At 70.9% G+C, this 16,731-nt stretch carries 20 protein-coding genes; 8 read left to right on the forward strand and 12 right to left on the reverse strand.

Annotated elements, in window-relative coordinates:
• Positions 1 to 128: 128 nt before the first annotated feature.
• The gene (locus V3T34_RS12325; RefSeq protein ID WP_060845338.1) at positions 129 to 350 is read right to left on the reverse strand and encodes a hypothetical protein; all 222 of its coding nucleotides are present in this window, start codon (positions 348 to 350) and stop codon (positions 129 to 131) included.
• Between the two features lie 21 nt (positions 351 to 371).
• Positions 372 to 557 (reverse strand): hypothetical protein, encoded by a 186-nt coding sequence (locus V3T34_RS12330; RefSeq protein WP_060845339.1) that lies wholly within the window; start codon positions 555 to 557, stop codon positions 372 to 374.
• Between the two features lie 162 nt (positions 558 to 719).
• Between V3T34_RS12330 and V3T34_RS12335 the strand changes: the two genes are divergently transcribed.
• Positions 720 to 1,127 carry a DUF892 family protein gene (locus V3T34_RS12335; protein ID WP_305076503.1) on the forward strand — a complete coding sequence of 136 codons (408 nt, stop codon included), beginning with the start codon at positions 720 to 722 and terminating at the stop codon, positions 1,125 to 1,127.
• A gap of 212 nt (positions 1,128 to 1,339) precedes the next feature.
• Here V3T34_RS12335 and V3T34_RS12340 read toward each other — a convergent pair whose 3' ends face one another.
• From V3T34_RS12340 to V3T34_RS12355, 4 genes are read right to left on the reverse strand one after another with little or no spacing between them, the layout of a single operon-like run.
• Positions 1,340 to 2,053, reverse strand: coding sequence for a maleate cis-trans isomerase family protein (locus V3T34_RS12340; protein ID WP_305076502.1), 714 nt, complete (start codon positions 2,051 to 2,053; stop codon positions 1,340 to 1,342).
• A complete protein-coding gene (locus tag V3T34_RS12345; RefSeq protein WP_060845341.1) occupies positions 2,053 to 2,823 on the reverse strand; it encodes an ABC transporter ATP-binding protein in 771 nt (256 codons plus the stop codon). The genes V3T34_RS12340 and V3T34_RS12345 overlap by 1 nt, the downstream gene beginning before the upstream one ends.
• A 31-nt stretch (positions 2,824 to 2,854) precedes the next feature.
• Positions 2,855 to 3,718 carry an ABC transporter permease gene (locus tag V3T34_RS12350; protein ID WP_091882977.1) on the reverse strand — a complete coding sequence of 288 codons (864 nt, stop codon included), beginning with the start codon at positions 3,716 to 3,718 and terminating at the stop codon, positions 2,855 to 2,857.
• A complete protein-coding gene (locus tag V3T34_RS12355) occupies positions 3,702 to 4,712 on the reverse strand; it encodes an ABC transporter substrate-binding protein (protein WP_305076501.1) in 1,011 nt (336 codons plus the stop codon). The genes V3T34_RS12350 and V3T34_RS12355 overlap by 17 nt, the downstream gene beginning before the upstream one ends.
• Before the next feature lie 245 nt (positions 4,713 to 4,957).
• Between V3T34_RS12355 and V3T34_RS12360 the strand changes: the two genes are divergently transcribed.
• Entirely contained in the window at positions 4,958 to 5,677 is a 720-nt protein-coding gene (locus tag V3T34_RS12360) for a GntR family transcriptional regulator (RefSeq protein WP_305076500.1), read from the forward strand.
• Between the two features lie 40 nt (positions 5,678 to 5,717).
• Complete coding sequence (locus V3T34_RS12365) at positions 5,718 to 6,461, forward strand: aspartate/glutamate racemase family protein (RefSeq protein WP_305076499.1); 744 nt, start codon at positions 5,718 to 5,720, stop codon at positions 6,459 to 6,461.
• Positions 6,462 to 6,484: 23 nt separating this feature from the next.
• Here the strand turns inward: V3T34_RS12365 and V3T34_RS12370 are convergent, their stop codons facing one another.
• From V3T34_RS12370 to V3T34_RS12390, 5 genes are all read right to left on the reverse strand, one after another.
• A complete protein-coding gene (locus V3T34_RS12370) occupies positions 6,485 to 8,746 on the reverse strand; it encodes a methyl-accepting chemotaxis protein (protein ID WP_305076498.1) in 2,262 nt (753 codons plus the stop codon).
• 303 nt (positions 8,747 to 9,049) lie between these two features.
• Positions 9,050 to 9,748 carry a carbonic anhydrase gene (locus V3T34_RS12375; protein ID WP_060845347.1) on the reverse strand — a complete coding sequence of 233 codons (699 nt, stop codon included), beginning with the start codon at positions 9,746 to 9,748 and terminating at the stop codon, positions 9,050 to 9,052.
• Between the two features lie 38 nt (positions 9,749 to 9,786).
• Positions 9,787 to 10,314, reverse strand: coding sequence for an NUDIX hydrolase (locus V3T34_RS12380; RefSeq protein ID WP_060845348.1), 528 nt, complete (start codon positions 10,312 to 10,314; stop codon positions 9,787 to 9,789).
• Complete coding sequence (locus tag V3T34_RS12385) at positions 10,311 to 11,045, reverse strand: DUF429 domain-containing protein (RefSeq protein ID WP_305076497.1); 735 nt, start codon at positions 11,043 to 11,045, stop codon at positions 10,311 to 10,313. Before V3T34_RS12385 ends, V3T34_RS12380 begins: the two co-directional genes overlap by 4 nt.
• A gap of 244 nt (positions 11,046 to 11,289) precedes the next feature.
• Positions 11,290 to 12,708 (reverse strand): D-amino acid dehydrogenase, encoded by a 1,419-nt coding sequence (locus tag V3T34_RS12390; protein ID WP_305076496.1) that lies wholly within the window; start codon positions 12,706 to 12,708, stop codon positions 11,290 to 11,292.
• 11 nt (positions 12,709 to 12,719) lie between these two features.
• Between V3T34_RS12390 and V3T34_RS12395 the strand changes: the two genes are divergently transcribed.
• From V3T34_RS12395 to V3T34_RS12405, 3 genes are all read left to right on the forward strand, one after another.
• Entirely contained in the window at positions 12,720 to 13,190 is a 471-nt protein-coding gene (locus V3T34_RS12395) for an Lrp/AsnC family transcriptional regulator (RefSeq protein WP_305076495.1), read from the forward strand.
• Positions 13,191 to 13,320: 130 nt separating this feature from the next.
• Positions 13,321 to 13,608, forward strand: coding sequence for a type II toxin-antitoxin system HigB family toxin (locus tag V3T34_RS12400; protein WP_082742349.1), 288 nt, complete (start codon positions 13,321 to 13,323; stop codon positions 13,606 to 13,608).
• A complete protein-coding gene (locus V3T34_RS12405; protein WP_060845352.1) occupies positions 13,590 to 14,015 on the forward strand; it encodes a helix-turn-helix domain-containing protein in 426 nt (141 codons plus the stop codon). Before V3T34_RS12400 ends, V3T34_RS12405 begins: the two co-directional genes overlap by 19 nt.
• Before the next feature lie 7 nt (positions 14,016 to 14,022).
• Here V3T34_RS12405 and V3T34_RS12410 read toward each other — a convergent pair whose 3' ends face one another.
• A complete protein-coding gene (locus V3T34_RS12410) occupies positions 14,023 to 14,718 on the reverse strand; it encodes a GntR family transcriptional regulator (RefSeq protein ID WP_060845353.1) in 696 nt (231 codons plus the stop codon).
• A gap of 172 nt (positions 14,719 to 14,890) precedes the next feature.
• On the opposite strand from V3T34_RS12410, the gene V3T34_RS12415 reads away from it, so the two are divergent.
• Both V3T34_RS12415 and V3T34_RS12420 read left to right on the forward strand, forming a co-directional pair.
• Entirely contained in the window at positions 14,891 to 15,910 is a 1,020-nt protein-coding gene (locus tag V3T34_RS12415; protein WP_305076494.1) for an ABC transporter substrate-binding protein, read from the forward strand.
• 29 nt (positions 15,911 to 15,939) lie between these two features.
• Positions 15,940 to 16,704 (forward strand): ABC transporter ATP-binding protein, encoded by a 765-nt coding sequence (locus V3T34_RS12420; protein ID WP_060845355.1) that lies wholly within the window; start codon positions 15,940 to 15,942, stop codon positions 16,702 to 16,704.
• Positions 16,705 to 16,731: the final 27 nt, after the last annotated feature.

Genomic DNA, 16,731 nt, shown 5'->3' on the forward strand with positions numbered 1-16,731 from the left:
CCGTGACGGGATCGGGGCGCGGCGACGGGGTCCGCTGGAATGCTCCAGTGTGAGCCGCGCCGGGCGGAGTGCCGGGCGCGGCCGATGGTTTCACGGGAAACACCACGGGCCGCGCGCCGTACCGACGCTCAGTGCGAACGCGGCGAGCGGCCCTTGCCGTCGGGGTCGTGGGCGTGGTGCCGGTCGCGCTCGCCGCCGCCGCCCGAGACGTGCGAGCGGCTGTCGCTGGTGGCCTCTCCCGGGGCCGGACCCGCCTGGGCGGTGGGGTCCGGCCGGTCGGGCCGCTGATGGCTGCTGCCGGGGCCGCCGTGATGGCGGTCGGCGGCGTCGGTCTTGGTCGACGTGCTCATGTGCGGAGACTCCTTCGCGGTTCAGCGGTCCTGCTGATGGCCCTGATGGGTCGTGTTCACCTTCGCGTTGCCGGACTGGCCGATCTTGTCCGGATCACGGGTCTGGCCCGTGTCCTTGGCGCCGGTCTCGGTCGGGGCGCGCTCGGCGCTGCCCGGTCCCTTGTCGGAGCGGTTGGCCGGCGGCACGGGGGGCGGGGAAGCGGTCATGCGGATCTCCCTCGTCTCAAGCGTCGGCCGATCGAGCGCTCAAGGCCCGTCGCCGATGGGGGCGGTCAACGCCCTCTGCCTGCCCGCGTTCCGCGCAACATCGATCCCAAAATACTCCTTTACAGTATGAGTATTATCCCGAACCGGCCCAGATGGTCGACGTTGGCCCGGACAGCCGATCCCAACATGGACGCGGCGTTGCGCCGCCACATCGCCGAGACGCGCGACCGGCTCGACGAGGCGCTGGCGGCGATGTCGGAGAGCCCCTCGGCCCTGAAGGAGGGCGGGCTCGGTTTCATCGGCAACATGGCGGCTTTGGCCCACGCGCCGGGCCAGGACGAGATCCTGAAGAACGCCTTCGCCGATCGCGCCTTCGAGAACGACGAGGCGGCGGCCTACGACGCGCCGACCACGCTGGCCGAGGCCGCCGGCCAGGGTGCCCGGCCGCCGGCCTTCGAGCTGTCGCTGCGCGAGGAGCTGGCGATGGCGCAAAAGATGGCCGACCTCGTGCGGCCGACGACGCAACGTTACCTCGAACTCACGGTCAGTGGCGACAAGGCGGATCGCTGAAGATCAAAGCCCGTCGACGCATCAAGGGTGATGCTGATATGTACTTCCATCCCACCCATGACCTCATCCTGAGGTGCGACTGAAAGGGGTCTCGAAGCAGATCTCCAGGAATCGCAGCGATATCTGGAGACCTCCTTCGAGGTCATTCGATTGTCAATCGACCGACACCTCAGGAAAAGGTCCAGGGTGAGATAGAGCGACCAGACACGCCGTCAGAGCCGGAACAGCCCGCCCCGGCCGGTAATCCGGCCGGGATCGGCACCCGCCGCGCGCAAGGCCGCCCACAGGGTGACGGCGATCGAATCGAAGACCGGGATGCCGAGCTCGGCCTCCAGCTCCTCGACCATCGCCGCACCCGCCATGTTGGTACAGACGATCGCCACGGCTTGCGCGCCCTCGGCGGCCACGGCCCGCGCCATGGCGGCGACCTCGGAAACCGGCACCTCCGCGAAGGAGAAGTTGTCGGACAGGCCGCAATGCCGCTCGGCCGTGCAGTCGAACCCGGCCGCCCCCCAGTTCGCCTGGATCCTGGCCTGCACGTCGCCGGTATAGGGCGTGACGAGGCCGACCCGGCGGATGCCCGCGCGGGTGAAGGCATCGCGAAAGCCCAGCACGGCGGTCGCCGCCGGGATACCGGTGACGTCGGTGATCCGGGCGCACAGGGCCTCGTCGCGGGCAAAGCCCAGCCACGCCGCCGAGGTGCCGTTCCAGGCGATGGCGTCGACCTTGGCATCGGCGAGGAGCCCGGCGGCCGACAGGATCGGCGCCTCGTCGAACTGCCCGAGCCCGGCCGCCGACAGGGTGATCTCGGTGACGCGAAAGCGCGAGAAGTGCGCCGTGATCCCGGGCGCGGCGTGCAGGAGGTCGGCGGTCGCCGGTTCGAGCCGGGTGTTCGACGACGGGGTGAGCATGCCGAGGCGGATCATCAGGCGGCGGCCTTCCTGGTCGATTCCTCGCGGATCATCCCGAGCACCCGGCGCTTCATGTCGTTGAAGTCCGGGCTCGTCACGTCCCGCGGCCGGGGCAGATCGAAGGGGATGAACTCGCGGATGCGGCCCGGGCGCCGGCTCATCACGGCGATGCGGCTCGCCAGCACCAGCGCCTCGTCGACCGAGTGGGTGACGAACACCACCGTGGCGCCGACCCGCTGCCAGATCGCGACCAGCTCCTCCTGCATCTCGATCTTGGTCTGGGCGTCGAGGGCCGCGAAGGGCTCGTCCATCAGGATCACCGCCGGGTTCATCAGGAGCGCCCGGGCGATGCCGACCCGCTGACTCATCCCGCCCGAGAGCTCCGCCGGGTAGTGCCGCTCGAAGCCGGTGAGCCCGACGAGATCGATGTAGGTCTTGGCCCGCTCGTGCCGCTCGGCCTTGCCCATCCCCTTCAGCTTGAGATGGAAGGCGACGTTGTCGATCACCGTGAGCCAGGGCATCAGCGTCGGCTGCTGAAAGACCACGCCGCGGTCGGCGCCCGGCCGCTCGACCCGCCTGCCCGCGACGCGAACCTCGCCGGTGCTCGGCGCCTCGAAGCCCGCGATCATGTTGAGCAGGGTGGACTTGCCGCAGCCCGAGGGGCCGAGCAGGCAGACGAACTCGCCCGCCTCGATCGTGGCCCGGGTGCGGTCCACCGCCACGAGGTCGCGCCCGTCGCGGTCGCGAAAGACTTTCTGGACGTCGGCGAGGTCGATCGCGCTCATGGGATTCTCCGCGGGAAAGGAGCGGGGCGGGTCACCGCCCCTGCACCGTCGTGCCCTTCTGCCAGTGCAGCACCGAGGCCATCAGCGCCTTGAGGCCGAGATCGGACAGGTATCCGAGCAGCCCGATCGAGATCATCGCGGCGAGCACGATGTCGTAGCGCAGGAAGTAGTAGGAATCCCACAGCACGTAGCCGAGCCCGCTCTTCACCGCGACCATCTCGGCGGTCACCGTCAGCATCCAGGCCGAGCCGATGGCGATGCGAAGACCCGAGAAGATCGACGGCAGGGCGGCGGGCAGCACGATGTCGGTGAGGAGCTGGCGCTCGGAGGCCCCCATCATCGCGCCGGCCCGGATCAGGTTGCGGTCGACCCCGCGCACCCCGTGGATGGTGTTCATCAGGACGGGGAAGAACGCGCCGAGAAAGACCAGGAAGATCGCCGGCTTGTCGGCGATGCCGAACCAGATGATGGCGAGCGGGATCCACGAGACCGGCGGGATCGGCCGCAGCATCTGCAGGGTCGGCTCGACGGTGCGCTCGACGAGCCGCCACCAGCCGATCGCGACCCCGATCAGAACCGCCGAGACCGCCGCGATGGCGTAGCCGGCGGCGACCCGGGTCAGGCTCGCCAGCGCGTCCGCCACCCAGTGGCCGGAATAGGTCTGGGTGCTCTCGTCGATCCCGAAGAGCCAGTCGCCCAGCGCGTGCAGCACGGCGCTCGGGGCCGGCAGGAGCGCCGCCGGCAGGGCGCCGGAGCGGGCAAACGCCTCCCAGCCGGCGACGAGGAGGAGCGGAAGCGCCGCCCGCTCGGCGAAGGCGACGAGGCGCCGGGGCAGCCGGCGGGCGGGGGCCGGCGTCGCGGGGGCGAGCGGCGCCGTCTCAGTAGCCGAGGCCATCGCGGGTCTTCCTGGTGGCGGCCTCGAGGAACGAGAAGTCCATGTGCTTCTCCACGTCGGCCGAGACGTCGCGGCCGATGTATTTCAGGTCCCGCATCATCGCGGCGATCGCCAGGGTCTTGGCGCGGTGCATCCGGTAATCGGGCTCGGCGTTCTCGATCGCGGCGGCGGCGACCTCCTTCGACAGGCCGGTCTTCTGGTTGATGACGTCGACCCAGACGCCCTTGTCGGCCTTCAGCTTCTCGACCAGGGCCACGTCGGCATCGACCACCGCCTGCACGCCGGCGCGGTTCTTAGCGATCACGTCGGAGCGGGTGACGATCAGGTTCGTCAGGTTGCCGGCCGCCTGGTCGTAGGGCAGCACGAAACGTGCGGCGGCCCCCGCCATGCGGATCTGCGAGGCGAAGGGCTCGACCGAGCAGACCATGTCGATCTCGCCCCGCTGCATCGCCGCGAGGTGGTCGGACGGGTTCGGGATGTTGACGAACTGCACGTCCTTGTTCGGGTTGATGCCCTGCTTGAGGAAGGCGCCGCGCATGTGGATGTCCTGCGCGTTGCCGCGGGACGCCGCGACCTTCAGCGGGGTTCCCGCCGCCTTCGCCTTCTCGACCGCGGCCTTGAACCCGGCCCAGTCGTCGGCCGTCAGGTTCAGCGCCTTCGACGACAGGCATTCCGAGCCGCCATTCACCTCGCCGGCCACCGCCACGATGTCGAAGCCTTTGTCGAGGGCGGTGACGTAGTGGAGGTAGGTCACCTGCGCGACGTCGAGGCTCTTGGCGATCAGGGCGGTGAGCACGTCGTTGCCCGAATTGAAGCCGGTGGCCTCGATCGTCGCGCCCTTGGCGAGCCCCGGCAGCAGCGCGACCGGCAGGCAATGGGCGCACTTGGCGTAGCCGACCTTGACCGGGGCTTCCTGGGCGAAGGCGGGGGCGAGGAACCCGGGCGTGACGGACCACAGGGCGGCGGCCAGCAGGGGGCCGAGGGAACGGCGCATGGAGAGACCTCGCGGTGGGGCGGCGGCGTCGATGCTCGGGCCCGACGGCCGCTCGAACGCGGCGTTCCGGGTGCCGCGGGATCAGGGTGTGACGGGCCGGACGGCGGCGCAACGCATTTTTGGTGCTCTGCATGCAATTCGTGCCAAATGACGAGGTAGACAGCAGAATTGCCTTGAATTGATGCGCCCGCTGCCGGTCGGGGCGGCTATGGTCGCGAACCGTGAGGATGAGGAAGAGGACACGCATGGATCCGGTCCGGCGCCCCCGCGGGCGCCCCCGCAAGCCGGTGCTGCTGGAGCCCGAGGCCCTGAGCCCGCGGCGCGGCCTGCACGATCAGGCGGTGGAGCGCCTGCGCGCCCTGATCGTCGCCGGCACCCTGCCGGCAGGGAGCGCGCTGGTCGAGACCGAGCTGTCGGCGGCGCTCGGCATCTCGCGCACGCCGTTGCGCGAGGCGCTGAAGCTGCTGGCCGTCGAGGGCTTGGTGGAGCTGCGCCCCAACCGCTCGCCGCTCGTGGCGGAGCTGCGGCCAGACGCGGTGAGCGAGCTGTTCGAGGCGATCGCCGCCATCGAGCGGGCGGCGGCGGAGCTGACGGCTTTGCGCGCCACCGCGGCGGACCTCTCAGGGCTGCGTCGGCTCCAGGCCGAGATGGAGGTGCATCACGCCGCCGGCGACCTCGCACCGTACTTCGCCCTCAACCAGCGGATCCACGCCCTGATCGTGGCGTGCGCCCGCAACGGGCCGTTGCGGGAGGCGCACGCGGCCCTGCACGCGCGGGCCGAGATCGCCCGCCGCCGCGCCCTCGACAGCCGGGCGCGCTGGGACGAATCGGTCGCCGAGCACCGGGCGATCCTGGACGCCCTCGAAGCCCGCGACGCGGCGGGCGCCGGCCGCCTGCTCGCCGAGCATGTCGGCCATACCGGCACGGCCCTGCTCGCCGGCCTCGCCCGGCCCGCCGCCGCCTGAGCCTTCGCCCGATCCCCGGCCGCCCGACGAAAGACCCCCGATGCGCCTGCTGCTCCTCAACCCCAATACCAGCCGTGACGTGACCGAGCTGATGCGCGCCACCGCCGCGGCCGTCGCCGCGCCCGGCACCGAGATCCTCACCGCCACCGCGCCCCGGGGCGTGCCCTACATCGCGACCCGAGCGGAGGCGCAGATCGGCGGGGCCATCGCGCTCGAGATGCTGGCCGAGGCAGCCCCGGTCGATGCCGCGATCATCGCGGCCTTCGGCGATCCGGGCCTGTCGGGTGCCCGCGAGCTGTTCGACCATCCGGTGATCGGCCTGGCGGAGGCCGCGATGCTCACCGCCTGCACGCTCGGCCGGCGCTTCGGCCTCGTCACCTTCGCGCGCGCTCTGGTGCCCTGGTACGAAGAGACCGTCGCCGCCCACGGGCTGGAGCGGCGCTGCGCCGGTGTGCGGGCGCTGGAGGGGCGCTTCGCGACGCTCTCCGGCGTCCAGGAGGAGAAGGAGGCGCAACTCCTCGACCTCGCCCGGTCGACGGTCGAGGAGGACGGCGCCGACGTGCTGATCTTCGCCGGCGCGCCCCTGTCCGGTCTCGCCGCCCGGGTGCGCGAGCGCCTGCCCGTCCCGGTGGTCGACCAGGTGGTGGCGGCGGTCAAGCTCGCCGAGGCGGTGGCGGCGCAGCGGCCGCGCAAGGCGACCGCCGGCACCTTCCGGCGACCCGACCCGAAGCCGAGCACCGGCCTGGCGCCGGCGCTGGCGGCCCGGATCGGGCGGACGGACTGACTGACCCGTTTCCGCCCGGCTCTTCAGGCGGCCTTGCGGGTGGGCGCTGCGGCCGCGCCCGGCGCCTTCAAGGCGCAGAGCGTCCGGGCATCGAGCGGCCCGGAGGACAGGGTGATGCCGAACTGGCCCTCGTCGCTCCAGATCACGCGAGCCTGATGCGAGGCGCCGCCGAGTTCGATCGTCACCGCCGTGCCGACCGGCAGGGGCGGGCCGAACGCGGTGAGGCGCGCGCCCGTCGCGCTCACGTCCTGCAGGGTCGAGCGGTGGTGCCGGCCCGCGACCGTCACCCCGACCTCCGCCGCCGCCGGGAAGCGCTCCCCGCCGCGCCGGTCGGCGATCTCGACGAGGAGGTGGTTGATCTCGCCGTTGACGAGCCCGGCCTCGCCGCTGAGGTCCGACGCCATCGCGGCGAGCCGGGTCGCCAGGGCGTCGGTCTCGCGCGCGAGCCCCGGCAGGACCGCGATGCCGGTGATCACCGTCTGGGTCCGGTTCGCGACGGTCTGCATCATCTGGGTGATCTCGCCGGTCGCCGCGTTCTGCTCCTCGACCGCGGAGGCGATCGAGGTGCCGATGTCGGCGATCGTCCCGACCGTCGTGGCGATGCCGTCCACGGCGCCGAGCACGCTGCTGGAGGCGGCTCGCAGCGAGCCGACCTGCCGGTCGATCTCCTCCGTCGCCCGGGTCGTCTGGGCGGCCAGCGACTTGACCTCGGCGGCGACCACCGCGAACCCCTTGCCGGCCTCGCCCGCACGGGCCGCCTCGATCGTCGCGTTGAGGGCGAGCAGGTTGGTCTGGCCCGCGATGGAGTGGATCAGGCCCGTGATGCTGCCGATCCGGTCGCTCAGCTCCGAGAGCTGCACCGCGAGGGCGCGGGCGGCCGCCGCCTGGGCGCGCGCGTCCTGCATCGCCGCGGTCGATTGCGCCGCCTGGCCGGCGATCTCGCCGATCGAGGCCGAGAGCTGCGTCACCGCGCTCGCGGCGCCGGCGACCTCGGCGGCGGTGCCGTTGAGATCCTCGACCGAGCGCGACAGCCGCTCGCGGGTATCGGTGGCGTGGTCCTGCACGCCCGCGCTCGCGTCCTGCATGGTGACGGCGACCTCCTGGAAGTGCCGCACGCCGCCGCCCACCGTGTCGCGGATGCGGTCGGCGAGCTGCGCCATGAACCGGCGCTCCTGCTCGATCATCGCCCGGCGGTGCTCGTCGTCGCTCGCCCGGGCGATCGACTCGGCGGTCCGATCGCGGAAGTGCACGATGGCGCGCGCCAGCGCGGCGATCTCGTCGCGGCCACCCGCCTCCGGCACGTCGGCGTCGAGCGACTGGTCGGCGAGGGCGCGCACCCGCCGGTCGAGGCCGGCGAGACCCTGCACGACCGAGCGCGTCAGCAGGAAGGCGAGCAGGAAGGCCAGTACCGTCACCGAGCCGGCGATCCCGAGCGCCACCACCAGACGGTTCTGGAGGCCGGCGACCCGGGCTGCCAGCAGGCGGTCGAGGGCGACCGCGCCGTCCGCCCACAGCCGGTCGGCGCGGGCGACGAGATCGGTCGCGGCGCGCTGGAACAGCGCGAGGTCGGCCGCGGTCTGCCGGCCGGCCGCATGGGCCTCGGCGAGGGCGGCGACGGGCCGGTCGAGCGCCTCGAACGCCGCCACGACGGCGGTGGCCGGCGCCGCGAGGGCACCCTCGACGGTGCCGTCGGCATTGGCCTTGGACGCTGCCTTAAGGGAGGCTTGGAGGCCCTCGGCGGTCGCGCGGAGCTTGCCCTGCTCGATCAGGAATCGCGCGGCGTCGCCGGGCGTCAGCGCCGGCTTGCCGCGCAGCTCGACCGCGAGCGCCGCCAGGGTGCCGGCCTGCTGCAGCAGGTCCGGCAGCCTCACCGCGACGGCGTCCATCACGTAGAAGGAATCGAGGTCGGGATCGAGGATCAGGTTGGAGCCATCGCCGATCTTGGTCACCAGGGTGCGGGCGGCCTCCACGATCGCGGCGGGGTCCTTGCCACGCGCCAGGGCGAGGTCGCGGGCGGCCTCGCCGGTCCCCATGACCGGGTCGTGACGCGCGTGGGCGGCCTCGAAGGCGGCCCAGTCGTCGCCCGTCGTCGCGGCCGGAATCCGCGACAGCGTGGCCGCGCGCAGGATCGGCCAGGCGGTCTGCAGGTAGGCGACCCCTGCCTGTTCGCGACTGGCGAAATCGATGTCCTTGCGCGACTGGATCACGAACAGGCCGGACAGCAGCGCGATCGGGATCAGGAACAGGCCGAGGGTCGAGATGAGCTTCGTTCGAATCGTCAGCATGGCCGACATGACCTTTCCTCGCAGTCGATCGAACGCTTCGGTCCGATCTCTTCGGAGGGCCCCTGTCGACGGAACCACGCGACCCTGGGGCAGCGACGGCGATCGAGCGAAGTATGGTGGGCCTTATAGGATAATAAGCCCAGATCGGTTTAAGGAGTCATAATGTAATGCAAGACACCCTTAAGCCAAAATACATAGTCGAGGCATCTTTTCGAACTAAGCAGACGCGGTAGCTGGATGTCGGGGCCGTTTTCCCGGCCGGGCCGGGGAGGATCGGGTTCCGCATCCTCCCCGACCGGTCGCTCAGCCGCCGCTGCCGGCCTCGTCCTGGCAGCGGATCAGCTTGGTCTGGGCGGCGGCCCGGCCGGGCTCGGCCAGGCGGAACTCGCCGGTCTCGGGGTCGCGGACCCGCAGCTGCCCGGTGGCGATGCCGAAATGCGCGCCGTGGAGCTGCAGCTTGCCGCGCTCCACCAGGATCTTCACGCAGGGGAACGTCATCAGGTTCTTGAGGCTGTTCGTCACCGTGGCGAATTCGAGCTGCTCAAGGTAGTCCGGCCCGCGCGGCTCGTCGCCGAGCGCCTCCGCCGCGGGGCGGATCAGCGAGACCCAGCGGCCGATGAAGTCGCCCGGCGAGAGCGGCGCGGCGTCGTCCGCGAAGGCGCGCACGCCGCCGCAGCGGGCGTGGCCCAGCACCACGATGTGCTTCACCTTGAGCGCCTGCACGGCGAATTCGAGCGCCGCCGAGGTGCCGTGGTACTCGCCGCCGGTCTCGAACGGCGGCACCAGGTTGGCGACGTTGCGCACCACGAACAATTCGCCCGGCCGCGCGTCGAAGATCACCTCGGGCGAGACCCGGCTGTCGCAGCAGCTGATGATCAGGATCTCGGGGCTCTGCCCCTCGGCGAGGCTGGCATAGCGGTCCTGCTCGCGCACGAACCGGTCGTCCAGGAAGGCGCGGTAGCCGTCCGCCAGCGCCGGGGGAAACGACAGATCGTCGGCCATGGGTCGTGATCTCCTTGGGATGAGCCTCTGCGGCAGGCTTACGCCGCGCCCGGCCCCCAGGACAACGTCACGACCTCCGGGATCGTCTCGCCGGCCACGAGCCTTTTGGCCAGATCGGCGAGCCCGCGCGGTTCCACTCGCTCGTGGGTGGCGGCGAGTTCGTCGAGCGGCCACCAGCGCGTGCCGTAGACCGGATTGTCCTCGGTCTCGGCGAGGCGGCTGGTATCGACCTTGTCGTCGGGCAGCCGCACCACGAAGTAGCGCTCGCGGGCGAAGCGCGACTTGTTGAACAGCGTGAAGGCGCCGTCGCAGCGGGCGACCTGGGGGCCGAGCGGCGCATCCTGGACGCCGATCTCCTCCTCCAACTCGCGCCGGCAGGCCTCTTCCGGCGTCTCGCCGGGCTCGATGCCGCCGCCGGGCATGAACCAGAACGTCCGGTCGCCCGGCCGGCCCGGATCGACGTCGCGCGAGGCCTCGTAGGCGATGAGCAGGAGGCGGCCGGCGGGATCGAGCACCAGGGCGCGGGCGATGTCGCGGGTGGGAAGGTCGGCGGAAGCGTCGGTCATCGGGGGGCCTCGCTGTGGGGAAGCGTCCAGATCGCGGCCGTCAGGCCGTGGGCGTCGCGCTCCGGCGGATCGGGATAGGGCACGCCGCGGCCCTTGGCGATGGCCCGCGCCACGGCGAGGGCCGCCAATGCGTCGAGGAGGTCGTCGGGCTTGGCGCCCTTGGGGACCGGGAGGTCGGCGGGCAGGCCGGCACGGGCCAGGAGGTCGCGCCGCAGGGCCGCGCCCGCGGGCTTGCGCTTGGGCTCGGGCAGCGGCGTGCCGCCGTTGAGGCCCTGGAAGGCGAGCTCCGGGTGCACCTCGTAGACCCGCGCCTGCAGCTCCGTCCGGGCGCGCAGGAGGCCGTCGGCCTCGCGGATGCGGGGAAAGATCGCCTGTGCGGGCGGGGAGGGCGCGAAGGGCTGGGTCTCGGGCCGGCGCGACAGGGCGATGGCCGCGGTGTAGTCGGGCGCGTAGACGACGCTGCGGGCCGAGGTCGGGAAGACCGAGGCGCGCCGCGGTCCGAGTAGCGCCCGTACCAGCACTTCCGCCGTGCGGCCGCCGGGCCCGACCCGGTCGGGCAGGCCGATCGGGATATCGACCGCCACGATCGCCGGTGCCTCGGGCGCGTCGCAGATCGCCTCGAGGCTCGGCAGCACGCGGGCGCGGATTTTTTCGAGGTCGTGGCCGTCGCTCGGCCCGAAGACCGCGACCCAGCCGCCCGGGCATCCGTCCACCCCTGCGACCCATGGCATGCGCCGATCCCCCTGCTCGGGGCGGGATCTAGGGCGGGGAGGGCGGTTGTCGCGAAGCGTGTCTTTGTCGGGATCGTTCTTCCAACCTGTGACCTCGGGATGTGGTTCTGGGTTGGAGAGGACGACTTGCCGACGTGGGATGCGTTCAGGTCGAGGTCGCGGCAGTGTACGGTTCCCGGGCTCCGCTTCGCGGCCCCGGGATGACCCGGAGGACGTCAGGAACCGTAGAGGAGGGTGAAGCTCCTCACGCCGCCTTGGCGTAGCGCGACTCGGCGAGGTCCTGATGGTCGATCTCGGGCGCGCGGCCGCCGATCAGGTCGGCGAGGAGCCGGCCCGAGCCGCAGGCCATGGTCCAGCCGAGCGTGCCGTGGCCGGTATTGGTGTAGAGGTTGTCGTAGGCCGTGGCGCCGACGATCGGGGTGCCGTCCGGGGTCATCGGGCGCAGGCCGGTCCAGAACTTCGCCTGCGAGACGTCGCCGCCCTGCGGGAAGAGGTCGAGGACCGAGCGCTCCAGGGTCGCCCGGCGCGGGCCGCGCAGGGCCTGGCTGAAGCCGGCGAGCTCCGCCGTGCCGCCGACGCGGATGCGGTCGCCGAGCCGGGTGATCGCCACCTTGAAGGTCTCGTCCATCACGGTCGAGACCGGGGCGGCCTCGGCATTCGTGACCGGCAGGGTCAGGGAGTAGCCCTTCACCGGATAGACCGGCAACTCGATGCCGAGCGGCTTCAACATCATCGGGGTGTAGCTGCCCATGGCGGCGACGTAGCGGTCCGCCGTCAGCACCTCGCCGCCGGCAGAGCCGGTGCCGGCCAGGCCCACGCCGACGATGCGGCCGCCTTCCTGGCGAAGCGAGGTGATCGTCGCGCCGTACCGGATGGTGACGCCCATGCTCTCGCAGATCGCCGCGAGGCGCTGGGTGAACAGATGCGCGTCGCCGGTCTCGTCGCCCGGCAGGCGCAGGCCGCCGACGAAGGAGCCGCCGACCCGGGCCAGCGCCGGCTCGGCCGCGATGCAGCCCGCCGGGTCCAGCACCTCGTAGGGCACGCCGTACTCGTCGAGGACGCCGGTGTCGTCGCCGACATGGTCGAGCTGCTTCTGGGTGCGGAAGAGCTGGAGCGTGCCCTTCTCGCGGTGATCGTAGGTGATGCCGGTCTCGGTGCGCAGGTCGCGCAGCACGTCGCGGCTATACTCGGCGAGCCGCACCATCCGGCCCTTGTTGCGGCGGTAGGCGTCCTCGGTGCAGTTCGCCAGCATCTTGGCGAGCCAGCCGTAGAGCTTGGGCTCCAGGCTCGGCCACAGCACCAGCGGCCGGTGGCGCATCATCAGCCACTTCATCGCCTTGACGGGGATGCCCGGGGCGGCCCAGGGCGCCGAGTAGCCCGGCGAGACCTGGCCGGCATTGGCGAAGCTGGTCTCGAGGCCCGCGCCCGGCTGGCGGTCGAGCACCGTGACCTCGTGACCGGCCTTGGCGAGGTAGTAGGCCGAGGTGACGCCGACCACGCCGCCGCCGAGGATCAGAACGCGCATCGCCGCAAAACCTTCTGTCGCGCCTCGCCTTTCGGTGTCCGACCCGGCGCCTGGTCGATGGAGGGAGTGTCGCGCAAGGATCGCCGAATTTCTCGCCGGATCGGCGCATGGCCTGCGAGAGTCTGTTACGGTACGCAACGATCTGCGGCTTGACGACAGGAAATTGCGCGGTGGCGGGACGGGACGAGATCGACGCGCGGATCCTGCGCGTCCTGCGCGACGACGGGCGCATCAGCAACGCCGATCTCGCCGCCAAGGTCGGCCTGTCGCCCTCGGCCTGCCTGCGCCGGCTGCGGCTTCTCGAAACGAACGGCACCATCCGGGGCTACACCGCGCTGATCGAGGCCGACGAGCGCGAGCACCACATGGTGGTGCTGACCCAGATCACCCTGGAGCGGCAGACGGAAGAGTCGCTCAACCGCTTCGAGGCCGCGGTGCGCCGCTGCCCCGAGGTGCGCGACTGCTACCTGATGACCGGCCTGTCCGATTACCTGATGCGGATCGAGGTCGCGGATGCGGGCGATTACGAGCGCCTGCACAAGGAGGTGCTGTCGCGCCTGCCGGGGGTGGCGCGGATCCAGTCGAGCTTCGCGATCCGGACGGTGGTGGGGCGGGGATGACGCTCGACAAAATCTCAAAACGAGATATCGTCTGTCCGTGACTTGGCTGGACGACCCGCCGGCTCGGAACCTCGGAGGGGAGCCGTGAGGCCGAGGTGCCGGAGGCTCCGAACGGGCGGTCGCCGAAACGATGCGCGTCATCTCGAACAAGAGCCTCGTGGATTTCGCGACGCTGCACCCGGCCGCCGCAAAGCCACTTCAGGCATGGCGTAAGATCGTCGAATCGAACACATTCTCGAGCTTTTCCGGTCTGAAATCGACATTCAATTCCACGGATCGAGTGGGGGCTTTCTATATATTCGATATCAGCGGTAACAAGTATCGGATTGTAGCATCGATTCATTTCAATACGCAGAAATTGTTCATACGGCATGTCTTCACGCACAAGGAGTACGATGCATGGAATGCCTGCCCTTGAGCCGCGACGACGTCGCCACGCTCTCTCATCATTTCGCGGTCATCACCCGGAAAATCCCCCTGCACCCGATCGCCGACGACGCGCAGTACGAAGCGGCGATCGAGGCGATGAACGGCCTCATCGATGCCGGCGCGGGTGACGATTGCCATGCCTTGGCCCCGCTTCTCGGTCTCCTCGGCGTCTTCATCGCCGATTACGAGGACGCCGCGCTCCCCCGGCCGGACGTGCCGCCCGCCGAGGTGGTGCGCCTGCTGATGGACCAGCACGGGCTCAAGCAGGGCGACCTGCCGGAGATCGGCAGCCAGGGCGTCGTCTCGGAATTGCTGAGCGGCAAGCGCGAGTTGAACAGGAACCAGATCGCCCGCCTGTCGGAGCGCTTCGGCGTCAGCCCGGCGACGTTCTTCTGATCGCGCCTCAGGCGAAATAGGCCGGCCACCGCGCCCGGATCTCGTCGCCCAGCGCGATCGACTTCGAGAGGTGATCGCGAAGAGCCTCCTGGGCGGCCTCCGGCTCACCCTCGGCGAGCGCCGCCACGATCCGCCGGTGATCGGCTACGATCTGCTGCGCCTTGCCCTCCACCGGCAGGTGCAGGCGGCGCAGGCGGTCGATATGGCCACTGCGACGGCGGATCAGGTCCCAGAGGTCGGGGACGGCAGCCGCCTCGCACAGGGCGCGGTGAAACGCCTCGTCGCTCGCCGACAGCCGCGCGAAGTCGCCCGCCTCGGCAAACAGCGCCTGCTCGGCCACGAAGGCCTGGAGCCGCGCCACCAGCGCCCGGTCGGGTGCCCGGGCCAGGGTGCGCACAACCTCCTGCTCCACGGCGCGGCGCAGGAACTGCGCCTGGCGGGCGGCCGCGAGATCGATGCGGCTCACCACCGTCGAGGATTGCGGGAAGATGTCGACCAGCCCCTCCTCCTGGAGCCGCAGGAGCGCATCGCGGATCGGGGTGGCACTGAGGCCGAAGCTCGCCTGCAATTCGGGCCGCGACAGCACCGTGCCGGGCGCGAGATCGAGCGAGACGATCTTGTCCCGGATGAGGTCGAAGACCTGCGGGGCGGCGTGGCGCGAGCGGTCGCGGAGGCGCTGCGCACCGGCGAAGACGGCGTTCATGACGGTCGGACTCGGCAATGACCCGGCACCGCCGGAGCGGCCCTAGCGGCAGCCTAGCACGACCCGGCTCGGGTTGACATACTAATGCATTACCATTTTAGTGAGTGGGCTGGACCGGCGATCGACAACAAGCCGGCCTGCGCCGCCCCGCGGCGGCCTCGGGAGAACGCTCATGATCCATTCGCCCACGCGCCGCGCCCTCGCGGCGGGCTTCCTCGCTGCCGGTCTGCTCGCCTCCGGCTCGGCGCGGGCGCAGCAGAAGAGCGACGTGGCGATCACCCGCCAGCCCGGCATCATCTACCTGCCGACCCACGTCATCGAGAAGCAGGGGCTGATCGAGAAGCATGCCGAGCGTCTGGGCGTGCCGGGCGTGAAGACGAAGTGGCTCACCTTCACGGGCGGCGGCAGCCAGACCGACGCGCTGCTCGCCGGCAACGTCGACATCGTCAATACCGGCACCGGCAACCTGCTGCTGCTGTGGGACCGGACGCGGGGCGGCGTGAAGGGCATCGTCGCCACCTCGGCGCTGCCGCTGCTGCTCGTCAGCCGCGACCCGAAGATCAGGACGATCAAGGACATCGGCCCCGGCGACAAGGTCGCGGTGCCGACCGTGAAGGTCTCGACGCAGGCGATCCTGCTGCAGATGGCGGCGGGCGAGGCCTACGGCGCCGACCAGTCCGGCCGGCTCGACGCCAACACGGTGCAGCTCGGCCATCCCGATGCGGCGATCGCGCTGGCCAACCCCACCCACGAGATCAAGACCCACTTCGCGGCGCCGCCGTTCCAGTACGTCGAATTGCGCACCGTGCCCGGCGCCCACATCGTGGCGCGCTCGCCCGACATCATCGGCGGGCCGCTGACTCAAGGCCAGTTCTTCACCACCACCAAGTTCGCGGACGCCAACCCCAAGATCGTCCAGGCGGTGCGGGCGGCCTCCGAGGAAGCGCAAGCCTTCATCCGCCAGGATCCCGCCAAGGCGGTCGAGATCTACCGCGAGGTGACCGGCGACAAGACCAGCGCCGAGGACCTGCTGAGCTACTTGGCCGAGCCCGGCATGATGGAGTTCAACCTCCAGCCCCAGGGCACGATGCGCTTTGCCGAGCACCTGTCCCGCATCGGCACCCTGCGGACCAAGCCCAAGGCCTGGACCGACTACTACCTGCCGGTCGCCCACGACCTCAGCGGCAGCTGAGCCCTTCCGGTTCGAGAGGACACGACACCATGACCGCGCTCCTCGACGTCCGCGGCGTCACGCTCCGCTACAAGACCCCCAACGTGCTGGTCACCGCGACCGAGCGCGTCAGCTTCCGGGTCGAGACCTCGGACCGCTTCGTGCTGCTCGGGCCGTCGGGCTGCGGCAAGTCCACCCTGCTCAAGGCGGTGGGCGGCTACCTGCACCCGAGCGAGGGCGAGATCCGCATCAAGGACCGGGTGGTCAAGGAGCCCGGCGCCGACCGGATGATGGTGTTTCAGGAGTTCGACCAGCTCCTGCCCTGGAAGACGGTGCTCGAGAACGTCACCTTCCCGCTCCTCAACGCGCGCAAGATGTCCCGCCGCGCGGCCGAGGAGCGGGCGCGGGCCTATATCGAGAAGGTCGGCCTGACGCGGGCCATCGACAGCTACCCCCACACCCTGTCGGGCGGCATGAAGCAGCGCGTGGCGATCGCCCGCGGCATGGCGATGGAGCCCGACATCCTGCTGATGGACGAGCCCTTCGCGGCCCTCGACGCGCTCACCCGGCGCACCTGCCAGGACGAGCTGTTGCAGCTCTGGGAGGAGACGAAGTTCACGGTGCTCTTCGTCACCCACTCGATCGCCGAGGCGATCAAGATCGGCAACCGCATCCTCCTGCTCTCGCCCCATCCGGGCCGGGTCAAGGCCGAGGTGCGCGACGTCGACAAGGTGTCGTCCCAGGACGGCAGCGCCGGCCAGCTCGAGCAGCAGATCCACGACCTGCTGTTCTCCGACGAGCCCGCCCACCACTGACCGATCGTCGAGGAGGCACCCCCATGA

The sequence above is a fragment of the Methylobacterium ajmalii genome, assembly GCF_036448855.1.
Taxonomy (GTDB): domain Bacteria; phylum Pseudomonadota; class Alphaproteobacteria; order Rhizobiales; family Beijerinckiaceae; genus Methylobacterium; species Methylobacterium ajmalii.